The sequence below is a fragment of the Gilliamella sp. N-G2 genome, assembly GCF_002142215.1.
Classification (GTDB): domain Bacteria; phylum Pseudomonadota; class Gammaproteobacteria; order Enterobacterales; family Orbaceae; genus Gilliamella.
This window is the reverse complement of the sequence record NZ_NAST01000003.1, coordinates 88271-103808: the sequence shown is the minus strand read 5'-3', so window position 1 is coordinate 103808 and position 15538 is coordinate 88271. Positions and strand designations below refer to the sequence as shown.

Annotated in this window: 14 protein-coding genes and 1 tRNA gene; 7 read left to right on the top strand and 8 right to left on the bottom strand. The window is 32.7% G+C overall.

Features of this window, described 5'->3' with window-relative positions:
• Positions 1-185: 185 nt before the first annotated feature.
• Both B6C99_RS02530 and B6C99_RS02525 read right to left on the bottom strand, forming a co-directional pair.
• The gene (locus B6C99_RS02530; RefSeq protein WP_086358380.1) at positions 186-983 is read right to left on the bottom strand and encodes an MFS transporter; all 798 of its coding nucleotides are present in this window, start codon (positions 981-983) and stop codon (positions 186-188) included.
• A 224-nt stretch (positions 984-1207) separates the two neighbouring features.
• Complete coding sequence (locus B6C99_RS02525; protein WP_086358379.1) at positions 1208-2671, bottom strand: MvaI/BcnI family restriction endonuclease; 1464 nt, start codon at positions 2669-2671, stop codon at positions 1208-1210.
• A 270-nt stretch (positions 2672-2941) separates the two neighbouring features.
• Between B6C99_RS02525 and B6C99_RS02520 the strand changes: the two genes are divergently transcribed.
• Complete coding sequence (locus B6C99_RS02520) at positions 2942-4546, top strand: DNA cytosine methyltransferase (RefSeq protein ID WP_086358378.1); 1605 nt, start codon at positions 2942-2944, stop codon at positions 4544-4546.
• Between the two features lie 207 nt (positions 4547-4753).
• On the opposite strand, the gene B6C99_RS02515 is transcribed toward B6C99_RS02520, so the two are convergent.
• The 5 genes from B6C99_RS02515 to gap all read right to left on the bottom strand — a co-directional run bounded on the left by B6C99_RS02515 (position 4754) and on the right by gap (position 9499).
• A complete protein-coding gene (locus tag B6C99_RS02515) occupies positions 4754-5713 on the bottom strand; it encodes a hypothetical protein (protein ID WP_086358377.1) in 960 nt (319 codons plus the stop codon).
• Between the two features lie 20 nt (positions 5714-5733).
• A complete protein-coding gene (locus B6C99_RS02510; RefSeq protein WP_216819354.1) occupies positions 5734-6606 on the bottom strand; it encodes a phosphorothioated DNA-binding restriction endonuclease in 873 nt (290 codons plus the stop codon).
• A 667-nt stretch (positions 6607-7273) separates the two neighbouring features.
• Entirely contained in the window at positions 7274-7450 is a 177-nt protein-coding gene (locus B6C99_RS13620) for a DUF1778 domain-containing protein (RefSeq protein ID WP_216819353.1), read from the bottom strand.
• Between the two features lie 428 nt (positions 7451-7878).
• Complete coding sequence (locus B6C99_RS02500; protein ID WP_034901040.1) at positions 7879-8445, bottom strand: TetR/AcrR family transcriptional regulator; 567 nt, start codon at positions 8443-8445, stop codon at positions 7879-7881.
• Between the two features lie 52 nt (positions 8446-8497).
• On the bottom strand, positions 8498-9499 hold the full coding sequence (gap, locus tag B6C99_RS02495) for a type I glyceraldehyde-3-phosphate dehydrogenase (protein WP_086356989.1): 1002 nt from the start codon (positions 9497-9499) through the stop codon (positions 8498-8500).
• A gap of 367 nt (positions 9500-9866) precedes the next feature.
• Here gap and B6C99_RS13030 point away from each other — a divergent pair, with 367 nt between their 5' ends.
• The 3 genes from B6C99_RS13030 (at position 9867) to B6C99_RS13560 (ending at position 12363) form a co-directional block, all read left to right on the top strand.
• Positions 9867-10148, top strand: a complete 282-nt coding sequence (locus B6C99_RS13030; protein WP_143413957.1) for a hypothetical protein — start codon at positions 9867-9869, stop codon at positions 10146-10148.
• Between the two features lie 51 nt (positions 10149-10199).
• A complete protein-coding gene (locus tag B6C99_RS02490) occupies positions 10200-11432 on the top strand; it encodes an MFS transporter (RefSeq protein ID WP_086358375.1) in 1233 nt (410 codons plus the stop codon).
• Between the two features lie 799 nt (positions 11433-12231).
• Positions 12232-12363, top strand: coding sequence for a hypothetical protein (locus B6C99_RS13560; protein ID WP_255542242.1), 132 nt, complete (start codon positions 12232-12234; stop codon positions 12361-12363).
• Positions 12364-12656: 293 nt separating this feature from the next.
• Here B6C99_RS13560 and B6C99_RS02485 read toward each other — a convergent pair.
• Positions 12657-12732, bottom strand: a tRNA-Phe gene (locus B6C99_RS02485).
• A 160-nt stretch (positions 12733-12892) separates the two neighbouring features.
• Here B6C99_RS02485 and B6C99_RS02480 point away from each other — a divergent pair.
• From B6C99_RS02480 to groL, 3 genes are all read left to right on the top strand, one after another.
• Complete coding sequence (locus B6C99_RS02480; protein WP_086358374.1) at positions 12893-13330, top strand: FxsA family protein; 438 nt, start codon at positions 12893-12895, stop codon at positions 13328-13330.
• Between the two features lie 146 nt (positions 13331-13476).
• On the top strand, positions 13477-13770 hold the full coding sequence (locus B6C99_RS02475; RefSeq protein ID WP_034884480.1) for a co-chaperone GroES: 294 nt from the start codon (positions 13477-13479) through the stop codon (positions 13768-13770).
• Positions 13771-13817: 47 nt separating this feature from the next.
• On the top strand, positions 13818-15464 hold the full coding sequence (gene groL, locus B6C99_RS02470; protein WP_086358373.1) for a chaperonin GroEL: 1647 nt from the start codon (positions 13818-13820) through the stop codon (positions 15462-15464).
• The last annotated feature ends 74 nt before the right edge of the window (positions 15465-15538 follow it).

Genomic DNA, 15538 nt, shown 5'->3' with positions numbered 1-15538 from the left:
TTCCTTATCATACATCTGTGATGTTATTTTATAGACTAAACAATTATGCCTTTACTCTATGCGAACTCAAGTATGATATGTTAATTATTGTCAAGCAAGTTATTTAACATTCGATGCATTTAAAATGTTAAATAGACAATATTAATGATATTTATAATAAACGTTTTTATAATTTAATAAAATTTCTAAATCACATTTATTAGTTTTAATAATAATCTTTTCAAAAATTTTAAATCCACCATGATTGAATTATATAACCCTATATATATAAATATTATTAAATACAATAAAAATGTGTTTGTATTGATTTTTTGGCTTAATTCAATTGGATGATTAGCTGATTCGATAAATACGGGTGACTCGGTTAAGGTAATTCTGGCAATAATACCAACAATTAATAAAACAAAACTGACTAAAAATGGGATACGCCAATAACCGTTATCTATAAGTTTATCGGTAGGCAAGCTAATGATATAAGAAAAAACTAATAAAGCGAGAATATTACCAGCCGGACTCCCCCACTGAGCAAACGATGAGAAAAAGTTTTTTAAGCCTTTGGGAGCATGTTCATTAGCCATTAATACTGCGCCACCCCATTCACCACCGACAGCAATACCTTGTAAAATGCGTAATCCAACTAACAGTATCGGTGCGATGATTCCTGCTTGTTGATAAGAGGGTAACAAACCAACACATGTTGTGGCAATACCCATTAATAGCAAGGTAATAATTAACGATTTTTTCCGCCCTAATCGATCGCCAATATGACCAAAAATTATTGCGCCTAATGGTCGAGATAAAAAACCTACTGCAAATGAGGCAAATGCCCCTAAAACTTGCACAAATTGATTATTAGAATGAAAGAAAAGCTGACCAAAAATTAAGACTGATGCTAACGCATAGATATAAAAATCATACCATTCAATGGTAGTACCAATAAAAGCAGCAAAAGCAACTTTTTTAGCAGATGAATTGGGCATAATTAGACCTTGGCAAAGCCAATAATGAATGTAGTCAGTTGAGACAAAGAAACTATCATAAAACCATCAATATCAAAATTTGTTATCTGATAAGGGAAGAAAAATTATGTAAAAAGATCGGGGCTTAGCGGGTCATATTAAACTTATAAAAATATTAAGATTGAATAATTATTCTTCACACAGTTTTTTGATTAATGGAATTATAATGCAGATTAACCGAGTTTATATTAATTTAAATTATACTTTATAGGTTTTGGAAATAGTAACTCTAAATTGCGTTTATCTATTTTAAACAATGGTCCTTTTTCTGAAACACGATTATTTTTGGAATTTCTTTTAATTAGGTGATCCATTGTAATTACTCCATTCTCAATTAAAGGCATTAATTGATTTAATAATGGCATTTTAGTATGAATTACTGATTTAAGATTAAAATACTCTTCACCATTTATAAAAGTGCTCTCGGCTTCAATCCAGAATGTTTCTGAATGTTTTTCATGTAATCTAGAGCGTAATGTTGAACCATTCCAAATCGCTACATCTTGTTTTTTTATTTCACAACCTTTTGGAGAAATATATTCGTGTATTTCGCATAATAAATCATCTCGTATTTCAAATTTTAAACCTTGACTATTTTTTTGCTGAGTACTTAATGTGCAGTATAGTTTAAAATCTTTTTCCCTTTGGTAGCCATATTTATCTAAGATTTCGGCACTGCTTTTACAATGACTATTTGACCAATTAGCCACTTGAGCAAAAAGTGTAGTACGAGTTTTATTTTTATTTCCTCTTCCGGATTTTAGTTCAATACCTTTATAATCGGGTTGTTTACTTGAGTTAGGCGGGATGCCAAGCGCACATTCAATTGACATTCCTATAGTAGTATCACCATGTCCGATCGCTTTTATAGGCTTTTTCGCGAGTTCCTTTAACTTAGCTAATAATTCATCTGCAATGGTATTTGTCTGTTTTGTATATTCACAAATAAAGCCATTAATTTTACTTTTAAATTCTTGTAATTCATTATCTAGATTAATTTTACTTAGGTTTAGTAAGTAAGGAACTTGATTAAAAATAATGATAGCAATTTGATCACCTGCCTCAGCAAAAGTACCTAAAGCAGTAAACCACATTCTTGGGTCACCTTTTTTCGTCACTGGTCGATATAAACTCATTTTGGTTTCACGAACAATCGAGGAAGATAAAAAGAACGCTGTAGATATTTTCTTATAATCTATTCCTTGTTGCTGTTTAGAGTAGTCATGAAACTTTGCAAGTTCAAAATGGGTTCTCACTGGTTGTGTTGCATCAAGAATTGATTTTTTTAATCCTGTTTTTGTTGGTTCAAAAATAGAATAATCAATAGAATGGAAAGCCAATGTTTTTTTGTTCTGTAATACATTAAGTTTGATCTCTGATGAAAGTTCATCTTTACGCTCTTCAGCTAATAATTCATAATCGTCTTCATCAAGCTCAATATCATCACTTCCAACAAAAGTTGTTGAAACTTTAGCTGTTGGCGTTTTTATCTTTTGAGTTTTATCGAACTCTCTAAGTAAAGCGGTCCAATTGGAGTGGCCTTCTTGTTTTGCTATTTCATCTAATGCTCTTGCACTAATAATATTTTTTTGTTTTTTAAGTATCTTGGCTTGTTTTCTTAAGCGAGCAATATAAGGATGTTCTTTAGGCATGTTTTCCCCTCTGTAATAAAAATTTTCAAAGAAATACATGCACTAAACTTACTGCCCACAAATAAGTTAAAAGTGCAAACGAAAAAATTTTTATTACAGAGAGGACGAATGAGTCTTTACGAGCGTGGGCTGGCGGCTTCTCTCTAAGCCTTGTTTTTAAGAATATCGAGATAACTCGCAAAAGTCAAATTCTATATTGTTAAGCCCTGGACTTTTGTTCTTTTCTAGTTTAGAATTCACCTCTAATATATTTTTATCTAGGTATTGCAATTGAAGTCTCAAAAAAAGTTTAGTCATATTGAATTATTTGCCGGATGCGGAGGTCTATCATTAGGCTTAGATAAAGCAGGGTTTAAACTCACGCTGGCTAATGAGCTATCGCCAATGGCAGCAGAAACATTTGCTTATAACTTTTTTAATGAAAACTTTGAACAACTAGCAAAAAAAAATAAAAAGCCTAAAAAAGCCTTTTGGCTTTCAAGTCAATTTGATACCTTAACTGAACGCTTAAGAGAGAATCCTTTTAATTATCCCTCTCTTCATAAAGGGTTCAGTGACATCCCAAATAATAAGAAGCAATTAGAAAACTCGCTAATCATTGGTAATATCATTGAATTAAATCATTTGATTGAACAAGATAACGAGCTTTTACTCGCATTAAAATCAGCATTTAATGATACTGAGGTTGATTTAATCTCTGGTGGTCCTCCATGCCAAAGCTTTAGTATGGCTGGTTTACGTGAGAAAGATAGTGACAAAAATACCCTTCCTTGGGAATTTGCTAACTTTGTCGCCAAAATTCAACCTAAAATTGTTTTACTTGAAAATGTTACAGGTATTTTACGTGCATTTAAGGATAAAGATGGTTCTCTATATCACGCTTGGTTTGAAGTCGCTAAAGTATTTGCTACCAAAAAATACATTCCACTTTGCCTACATGTAAATGCAAGATTTGTAGGTGTACCACAAAACCGACCACGCTTTATCATGTTAGCTATACGTCATGATGTTTTCCTAAAATTGAAACCATTTTTTAAAAAAGGAAGTGCAGAAGAAACATTATTTGCACCTTCTCTTAATTTTTATACTTTAGTTCAAAAAAACGTCAAAAAAGTAGCTTGGGGTTCTCTCCCATATTTTGATGTATCAATTGAAGAACATTTTAATTTATTTAAAAATTCTTTTTTAAAACACTTGGTTAATCAAAAGGAAGTTAATGTCAAATCAGCTATTGATGATCTTAAAATAAATAATCCATCGCATCCTTCTCTTTTTGTTAGGAATTTAAATGATAAATTTAAAAATATTTTATCAACAAGAAAAGAAATTTATAATCATGACTTACGTAATAATAGTCCACTCGTAAAATGCCGATTTCGTATTTACCAGATATTACAGCAATGTGATAGGTCTGATATTACAAATGTTGTACTTGATATTTTAAAAGGTAAAGAAGATAGGTTGCCTAAAGATATTTGGAATGTACTGAAAAAATTTGAATATCTACAAGACGATAACCAGATGAAAGTATTTGAACACAAAATTGAGTTTGAAGAATTTTTAAAATTACATCCAACCAAAAAGCAAACCCAAAAGGCTTTAAATAAAGATTGTCCAGCTCCAGCCGCACTTTCTATTCCAGATGATGCTTGTCATTATGATGAAAAAGAATTGCGAGTTTTGACTGTTAGAGAAATGGCAAGAATACAATCATTTCCGGATAACTTTGTGTTTCGCTCTAAAATTACAACTGGTGGACAGATGCGAAAATTTGAGGTGCCACAATATACTCAAGTAGGAAATGCTGTCCCTCCACTACTTGGTTTGGCGTTAGGAAAATCAGTTACTGAGTTATTAAGATTACTCGAAAAATGAGTTAATACTACCATTTTAGCAGTTTAAATCTGAATAATATAAAAAACATAATTCAGAACTTCTTTTCTACTAGTTAGAAATGAATTATTTGACGAAAATTCAAGTGATTTTGTAACATACTAATCCTTTAAAGACTCATTTTTGAACTGGATTTTTATTCCTTACTCCTAAAAAATCATTGGTTTTTATATGTTTTTTTATAATTAATTATATTTTAGGTTCAACAATCAAAAAGAAATTTTTCAACTGATTAATTTCAATCTGATAACTCTTATAACCTTTCCCATTCTCATATAATTCAATTTTGTCAGGAATAAAATAGACCGTAATATAACGAATATCATCTCTGCTAAGTTCCATATCAAAGTAACGACGATAACGATATTTTTCCATTTTCTCTTTTGAGATATACAAAATAACATCACAGTCATTAATTTTATCGTAAAAGGTCATACGAAAACCTAGTCCATAACGCTTAAAATCAGGTTTGACACCACCATACATAACACCAAAATGCTCAGTATTCCAAGCATAATTAAAACGTTTAAAATAGTTACATAATTTTAATTTTCCTATTCCTACAACATTAAGTTTTAATTGTTCGAATTCTTTTTTGGGTAACTTATTCTTTGCTTCCCTCCAAGTCTCAATTAAACGACTAAGTTGGTTAGTTCTTCTATAACCTGATTTTGAGGATTCATTTTTTGTATTATTGTTCAAAATAGTATTTTGTTGTTCGGGAAATCGAGGAGTTGATGAAATGAAAGAATCTTCATTTTTTATATCATCAGAATCTTCAGTTGGGTCAAAAACATCAATCAGGTCAGATAACTTTTGACGAATTTGCCTTAATTTAGCTTCTTCCTCTGTTTCATTAGGTAATCGACCTTGTTGATTTTCTTTTAAAGTATCAATAACCCAAGCACAATTAGGTAAGTGTTCATCTTGTTTGCGAAAATGCGGGATCTTATATTTTTTAGATTCTTCTGCACTATAGTGATAGTTAACCCCAATAACTCTAACCTTATTAGCAAAGCAATCAGGACTTGAACAATAGAAATGATACCTTGATGGATGATCTTCAGATAAATATTCAAGCCGAGCTTGATCAATTGACACTTCATGTCCAAGTTGAATACAATATGCCGAAAGAATTCTTATTTTCATATTTTTCCACTCTATAATACTTACGTTCTAAACACTTCTCTAACATGCCATTCAATAAACCTATCATGTAAATAATCGCTTTTCATTCGAGGTAATAAGATGTTTTTGCCATCGAAATCCCAAAATAGTTTTTCAACTATGTGGTTTCCATTTACCCCACTTGATACTTTGATTTTTAGATTACAATCAAGCCCGATAGCACCCATATCGAAAGCGGAATGATGTAATGAACATAGTGCTAAGCCATTATTTACAATGCATGGTCCGCCATGTTGTTTCCATTTTACGTGAGCAGCTTCAAGACCGATTGATACTGAGTCATACCTTAAATCGTAACCGCAGATGACACATTGATAGTTGTATGCACGTAATACGATTTGTCTGAATTTAGGATCTCGGTATTTATTCGATTCCATTAGATTGAAACCAAATCGATTAGTTAAGTTTTCTTGCACACTTTCAGTAAAATGCTGACTTAAAATTTGTTCGGCTAATTGATCAATAATGGAAGGATTTGTTTTTATCAGTCGATACGTTTGTTCATCAAAACCACCGAGTACTTGGTGTGAAGCAAGGGTTTTGCTAGTTGGTTCTTTACTTGTCAAAATTGGATTAGTGCAATTTTCAGAATTAATGAGTTGCCAAAACCCGTCATTTTTCAAACGCCAAAAAGGCATATTGGGGTAATAGTGTTTACGTTGAGGACCAAATCGAGCGAGTAAATCGTGTAAAGGTTTTTCAATTTCTTTTTCATAATCAAATAAGCGATCATGACCTTGCTTATATTGTGCTAATACATAAAGTAGCAATAAAGGTTTATGTGGAGCTCGTTGATCGCCTTTTTTCCAAATAGTGATATTGGTAATTTGTTGTTGTAATTGTTTAATATCCATCAATACTCAAAATAAAGGTAATAAGTAGAAAAATATTACAAATATCACATTCTTTTTGTGATCTACCTCACAAAATTTTGAGTTAGTGTGAAAAAATATTAATCATAAATGGTAGTGCTCAAGCAATTTCTTATAGCCATTGAAAATAAAGGCTTTGAAGCTATTTTATGGATACACGTCATTATCGAACCAAATTTATCCGGATTTGTATCCGATTTTGCACTTGATATGGGGTAATCTCAGTTGATGTCGGTTGATAAAGAGACTCCCTTGAAAGGTAGCTTGGAAAAAGCTATAGATATAAAAAAACTGCTAGAAGCAGATCTTAAAATTTGTGATTGGTGCCTAAAATAGGATCGTGCATATTGCGCTTAAATCTACTCAATGTTAGATACTACCAGTTGATAAACAATAAAAGCCGATTATTTTGTTATTGTTACATACCATAAATGTACCGAAACATTACTTTTCTAATTTTTTATAGATTTTTCTTCAATCATTCATTCAAAGACAACTCTTCATAATTAAATGATGTAAAATCATTATGTACATTAAATAATGTGTGGTGCTTCTATTTTTACCATGGTGACTTCCGAGGTAATAAAGCTTAGATTTTTTCATTACTATCAAAAAAACTTCAATTGCATGATTGAGGGGATTTATCTGTTTATCGTCGATTAAAAAAACACTGATTAAGCAAAATATCTTCAGCCTTTAAGCTGGTCGCTTCTAAAATAAAATCAGTGCGTGATTTAGATATTAGATATGTTGCAATATCAATCAATTCTTTTGGGAATACTTTAGCTCTAATATTAATAAGAGATTTTTTGGTTTCAGTTCTCATTTTAATTATTGTTTTTAATTTAGTATGAAAGTACTGTAGTATATGTTGTATATAAAATTGCGATACAATTGAAGTGTTATTTAAAAATAAAAGAAATAACTTAAAAGCATAAACGTCAGTGAATATTAACCATTAAAACAAGCTGCATAATTTTCTACTTATCTAGGGTTGATTTGCCTATTCTTAAGTGATTGGTAAGTTCACTTATAGGAATGTGTGCATGAGATAACGCATAATCAAAAGATTGTTGTTTGAATTAGACACTAAATTTTTTGACTATAATATGTGTCTCCTATGATTTTTGTTTATATCATAGAGGCGACTTTTGTCTACTTTTCGGGCGAGGATCGTTTATCTTATCCACGACCAGCAATTTGTGAAATTGATAAATGAAAAGCAAAAAAACAAACGAAACTGTAAAACTTATGTTACGGAGTAAATATTTTCAATAGGGTATTAATAGCTAAGTGGAAATAGGAATCATCTTGCAATCCTTTTGCTATAATATAAGCACCTTGCGAAGTAGACATAATAAGTGTTACGGCCTCTAACGGAGCGAGAATATTAGAGATAGTACCTTCAGAAATCCCAACTTTTATGATACTTTCTAAAGTTTGTTTCATTGACTCAAATCCACGATTAACTTCCGCAGCTAAACCTTTATTTTCCATAATCGATCTATCTCTAGCAAGTTGACCAACTAAACACCCTCTATCTATATTACGGGATTTTAATAGAAGATCTGAAAGTTTATCATATGCATTTTTATCAGAACTTAAAACTAACGTATTGAAATTTACTAATTGCTCTACATTATATTTTATTGCTGCTAGTGATAAATCTTCTTTACCCTGAAAATAATGATACAGGCTACCTTGACCAACTTCTGCACGAGTCAAAATATCATTTGGGCTTGTATTGGCTAGACCTTTCTCTAACAAAAGAACAGCCATAGCTTTGATTAGTTTTTCTTTTGAATTTCGTTTTGTATTCATTTTTGTGGCAGAACGTCATACCATCCTAAGATGGTATGATCTTATTAAATAATTATTTCATTTGCAATATTGTATCCACTAAACGATTTGAAAACCCCCATTCATTATCATACCAACTAACAACTTTGAGTAATTTACCATCTATAACTTTAGTCAGTTTAGAGTCAAAAATAGAGGAAGCTGGATTTTGAATAATATCAGATGAAACAATTTCATCTTCGGTGTAAACAAGAATACCCTCCATTTCTTCGGATTTAACTGCGTCCTTAATGGTACTATTTACTAATTGTGCTGTCACTTCTTTCTCTAGTTCTACTGTCAGATCTATCATTGAACCGGTGATAACTGGAACTCGTATCGAACCACCATCCAGTTTTCCATTTAATTCAGGTATAACTATACCAATTGATTGTGCTGCACCAGTTGACGTCGGGACGATATTTTGAGCTGCACTACGTGCTCGCCTCATATCTCGATGTGGGCCATCCTGAAGATTCTGATCTTGAGTATAAGCATGAATAGTAGTCATAAATCCTGATTTAATAACAAAATTTTCATGTATTACTTTTACTAAAGGTGCTAAACAATTTGTAGTACATGAAGCATTTGAAATGATGTGATGTTCATTCCTATTGTACATATGGTTATTCACACCTTGTACAATAGTCAAATCAACATTTGAGGCTGGTGCGGAGATCAGAACCTTTTTAGCCCCAGCTTTTATGTGTGCTTGTGCTTTTTTTCCATCATTGAATATTCCTGTTGATTCAAGAACAACATCAATTTTATGTTTAGCCCATGGAAGATTTTCAGGATAACGTTCTTGGTAAACAGCAATTTCGTAACCATCAATAACTAAATAATCTTTTTTTACTTCGATACTTTTAGTAAAACGTCCAAAAGCTGTGTCATATTTTAAAAGATGAGCTAGTTGCTCAATTGAGCCTAAATCATTGATTGCAACGACGTTGATATCATTCGAACTCTCTTGCAATGCACGTATAAAACTTCGTCCAATACGACCAAAACCATTAATAGCTACATTTGTCATCATTATCTCCTTTTAAATTAAAACATACTTATTGGTATGTTATTAATTGAATTATTTAACCATAATCAAATTAAATTACAATTATTAATCAATGTATTAAAACTAGTTTAATTTAATGGTGTACAAGTCTTAGTAAATCCATTAACATACATAATAGTATGTATTTTCATTATAAAGAAAAAAAGGAAATTGTAAAATGAAAAAAATATCAATTTTAAATACAACGTCAAATGACAAGGAACAAACATCACAAAACGTGATGAATCCAATACATAAACTCCAAATAACTCTAAAGTTAAAGTCATTTGGAGTTAATCATATCGAATAAGGATTTCCAGCTTCATCTACATTTGATTTTGAAGCAATAAAATTGATTTGTCGGAGTATTACTTGGTCTGAAATTACAAGATTTTCTAGGGCATTGAATAAAGATGTTGAGCTTGTATTTAATGCTATTGTTAGAAGTAAAAATCACACTATAGAGATCGTGGCTACAGATAATGATATTTGCCTAGCAAATAAATATAACATCACTTGCTCACAATCTATTGATGAAATGACTAAACAGTTCATTTCATTAATCAAAATTGTGATTTTTCTACTTGAGCTAAAAGGCACAGCGAGTCGAGTAAAAAATTTGCGTCACCTATAAACAGAATCTAAAACACTATATTTAAACTCTTAATTAAGGAAATACAAATATATGAATAAAAAAAATAATTATCGTTGGTTTGTGCTTGGAATCGGAGTGTTGGCACAAGCAACATTCGCAATGGGGTTTGCTGGCATTCCTATAACTGGAATTTTAATGCGAGAATCTTACAATTTTTCATTGCATGAACTTGGTTTTGTTTTAGGTTCAATGGGACTTGGTGTTGCAGCTTCTGAGATAGTTTGGGGAATCATCACGGATAAGTTAGGCGATAAGACAGTTCTAATTTTAGGGCTATGGTCATCAACACTGGTATTTGTCGTTATAGCATTATGGTTTACACCAGGAAATTCAAATAGTGGAATTAAATATTTACACTTAGGAGCTGCTTTGGCAATAGCTGGAGCTTGTGGTGGTAGTATTAACTCGTCATCAGGTAGAACAGTAATGCAATGGTTTGATGATAGTGAGCGGGGCTTTGCTATGAGTGTTCGCCAAACTGCAATTCCAGTAGGTGGGGCAATTGGTACTGGTTTACTTCCTTGGCTAGCATATTCATATGGTTTTGAAGTGACTTTTTTAGCCTTAGCTGTAATAGGTTTAACTGTCGGCTTTGCTGTTTTGTTTTTTATTAACTCTAAACAAAATGAATTCAAACAAGAAAAAACATCTACTCTTACCGTGTCACCACTGAGAAGTGCTGACGTTTGGAAAGTTGTTATCGCCGCAGGCTTTCTAACTGTACCGCAAATGGCAGTACTTACCTTTGGAGGCGTTTATATGAGAGATGTTCTCGATATCAATTTAACTTTGATCTCTATCATTCTCATTGGTGTTCAAATAGGTGGTGGAATTCTCAGAATTTGGTCAGGTTATTATACTGATCGGAAAAAGAATCGTATTTCTTTATTGAAGTATTATGCCGTACTAAGTGGAATTGCTTCTTTTATACTTTGTTTAATGGTGAATAACACTTACTCAGGTGTTGCTTTTCTTGTATTAACGGGTTTATTTGGACATGCATGGCACGGTCTTGCTTATACTGAAGCAGCTGTAAAAGCTGGTGTTGAAAGAGCAGGAACTGCATTGGGTATGGTTGGTGCCACAGTATTTTTTGCATATTTTTTAACACCTATTCTAGTATCTAGTATTGCACATGGCTATGGATGGGGAGCAGTTTGGGCGGTTGTAGCTATTTTAACATTTGCATCTTTATTGTGTTTTGTTTCTTTCTATAAAAAGAAAGAACCTTTAACGTCTATTGGTGATATCGATGAATCCTAAAATAAATTTTTTAGAAAATTTGGTGATCACATATTGTTGATTCCTTAGGTAGGAGCGAAGTCCTTATCTATATAGATTTACATCTTCTTCATGAAATTAATACTCCACCTACATTTGATGAATTAAAAGAAAAAGGTATAAAGGTTCATAGACTCAAACATTATCAACCTTTACTATTGATATTAAAAAAATCTGTAACTACTCCCTAAAATATTACAGTAAAAGAGTAGAACATTCTCTTTATTAATCCACAGAGGATTTAACCATGAAAAAATGACTGAACATCAAATTATATCTATCTTAAAAGAAGTTGAAAATCTTAAGATTAAGCAGATGGTTGTTGAACTTAGTTTAAAAGCTCAGCTCCAGAAGGAAATTACAAAAAAGCTCTAGTGCCTACTAAGAAACGTAAAGTTTGGGTAGTGCAATTGTAAGAAAGTCATTCTATTAATATTGCCATGAGCTGCAATATCGTTGGCTTAAGCTGCTTTGCTTACTATATTATCAACTTGAGGAAAATTTGGTGATTATATCGGTACTCAGTACGATGACTAATAAGCATTTACGCTGGGGCTTTGCCAAATGTTTTAATCGCATCAGAAAGCTGAGTTATAAATGGAACCATAAACGGGTGTATTGTGAATTAAGGTTTAATCTTAGGATAAAGCATAAACAGTGTATTGCTCGCTCCGCGAAGCCCTGAAAAACTATTAGCACCCAATAAACAAGTTGAATGCTGATCAATGAATTTTATGAGTGACAGCAGTCGCAATCAACGCCGATTTAGAACTTCAATAATGTGATAGATGGCTTTAATCGTAAGGCATTAGGCATTGATATTGCAGTCAGCTTGTCGGCTGGTAGAGTTACCCGTTATCTGGATAAACTGGCTGAACATCATGGTTATCCACTCGAATTTATCGAATCTTAAAATTTGGTGATTGCTGCCATAAAACGTAATAATAACCTCAATTCTAATTAAATAAAGAAACATGAATTTTACAAGCAATTCTCTATAACCCTTGCCAATAAAGGCTTTAAAGCTATTTTATGGATACACGTCATTATCGAACCAAATGTATCCGGGTTTGTATCCGATTTTGCACTTGATATGGGGTAATTTCAGTTGACATCGGTTGACAAATAAAATCCTTTGAAAGGTAGCTTGGAAAAGGCTTTAGACATAAAAAAACCTGCTAGAAGCAGGTCTTAAAATTTGGTGATTGGTGCCCGGACGCGGAATCGAACCACGGACACGGGGATTTTCAATCCCCTGCTCTACCGACTGAGCTATCCGGGCAACAATGGAGCTGTATTAAACACGATTCATGATTATCCGTCAATCCCTTTTGTGAGATATTTTGAAAAATATATGCCGTTTGGTTGAAATTTAACTAGTTGTCACTATATTAATCACTAATTATGACATAATATCGCTCTATATTTAGAGGAATTTTGGTATGCGAGTTTTTGGTTTTATTATTTTTTTTATTTATGCTTATTTAGAATTGAGTTTCTTTATAAAAGTTGCAGATTCAATAGGTGTGTTTCTTGCTTTAATTGGGATTATTGCTACATCAATTTTAGGACTTTTTTTAATAAAGAAGCAAGGTTTAAAAAATCTAAGCATTATGCAACAAAAGATTGCTAATCAACAAAGTCCAAAAAATGAAATTATTAAGAGTGTGTCTTTACTCTTTTCAGGCTTTTTATTATTGATTCCTGGCTTTTTAACAGATATGCTTGGCGCAATTTTGTTAATCCCTCGTGTTCAAGAGTATATTGTTCGATTTATTGTTGGGAAATTGCCTTTTAAAGTACGTTCATTTTCTTCAAGTAGCAATTTTCAAATTAATGATGTTATTGAAGGGGAATTTGAGCGTAAGGCTGATGAATAATTAATCAATTAAAAAATTTTTTAATTTTATTCTCTTGAAGATTTTAAAATAACCCCCATGTAATGTGCACTATATCATATTCATCATAATTTTATGATTTATTGTTAATAATTACTTAAGTGAAAATTAGTGCTAGGAGATAACTAATGAAAATTCGTCCATTGCATGATCGTGTGATCATCAAACGTAAAGAAGTAGAATCAAAATCAGCTGGCGGTATTGTTTTAACTGGTTCAGCTGCTGGTAAATCAACACGTGGTGAAGTTTTAGCTGTTGGTAATGGTCGCATTTTAGAAAATGGTCAAGTTCAGCCGCTAGATGTTAAAGTTGGTGATATCGTGATCTTTAACGAAGGATATGGCGTTAAAACCGAAAAAATTGATAATGAAGAAGTGCTTATCCTATCAGAAACCGATATTTTAGCCATTGTTGAAGCATAACTGGCAGATAATTTAACTTATATACAGAATTTAGGAGATATACGAAGATGGCAGCTAAAGATGTAAAATTTGGAAATGACGCTCGCGTTAAAATGCTTAAAGGCGTTAATGTATTAGCTGATGCAGTTAAAGTAACTTTAGGTCCAAAAGGACGTAATGTAGTTTTAGATAAATCATTTGGTGCACCAACTATCACTAAAGATGGTGTTTCAGTTGCTCGTGAAATCGAATTAGAAGATAAATTCGAAAACATGGGTGCGCAAATGGTTAAAGAAGTTGCTTCAAAAGCAAACGATGCTGCTGGTGACGGTACAACAACTGCAACGGTACTTGCGCAAGCTATCGTTAATGAAGGTTTAAAAGCAGTTGCTGCTGGCATGAATCCAATGGATTTAAAACGTGGTATTGATAAAGCAGTAATTGCAGCAGTTGAAGAGCTTAAAAAATTATCTTCACCATGTGCTGATTCTAAAGCGATTGCACAAGTTGGTACTATTTCAGCAAACTCTGATGAAACTGTTGGTACTTTAATTGCTCAAGCAATGGAAAAAGTAGGTAAAGAAGGTGTTATCACTGTTGAAGATGGTACTGGTTTACAAGACGAACTTGATGTTGTTGAAGGTATGCAGTTTGATCGTGGTTATTTATCACCATATTTCATCAATAAACCAGAAACCGCGACTGTTGAATTAGATAGTCCGTATATTTTATTAGCAGATAAAAAAATCTCTAATATCCGTGAATTATTACCAGTATTAGAAGCAGTTGCTAAAGCAGGTAAATCTCTATTAATTATTGCTGAAGATGTTGAAGGTGAAGCATTAGCAACATTAGTAGTTAACACTATGCGTGGTATTGTTAAAGTTGCAGCGGTTAAAGCCCCTGGTTTTGGTGATCGCCGTAAAGCAATGTTACAAGATATCGCTATTTTAACTGCTGGTACTGTAATTTCAGAAGAAATTGGTTTAGAACTTGAAAAAGCAACGCTTGAAGATTTAGGTCAAGCAAAACGTGTGGTTATCAATAAAGATAATACAACTATCATCGACGGTGTTGGTGAAGAATCATTAATTAATGCACGTGTTGAACAAATTCGTAAACAAATCGAAGAATCAACTTCTGATTACGATAAAGAAAAACTTCAAGAGCGTGTGGCTAAATTAGCTGGTGGTGTTGCAGTAATTAAAGTTGGTGCAGCAACTGAAGTTGAAATGAAAGAGAAGAAAGCTCGTGTTGAAGATGCATTACATGCGACTCGTGCAGCAGTTGAAGAAGGTGTTGTTGCTGGTGGTGGTGTTGCGTTAGTTCGTGCGGCTTCTGCAATTTTAGACCTTAAAGGTGCAAACGAAGATCAAAACGTTGGTATTAAAGTTGCTCTTCGTGCGATGGAAGCGCCATTACGTCAAATCGTTACTAACTGCGGTGAAGAAGCTTCAGTTGTAGTTAATGCGGTTAAAGGTGGTAAAGGTAACTATGGTTACAATGCATCAACTGAAGAATATGGTGATATGATTGCCATGGGTATTTTAGATCCAACTAAAGTAACACGTAGTGCATTACAATATGCTGCATCAGTAGCAGGTCTTATGATCACAACTGAATGTATGGTTACTGATTTACCTAAAGATGATAAAGCTGATTTAGGTGCTGCTGGTGGTATGGGCGGCATGGGAGGAATGGGCGGAATGATGTAATTCCCCTATTTAGCCAGTCAAAATAAAAAACCACTCCAATATGTGAGTGGTTTTTTTATATCTAAACTTAAGTA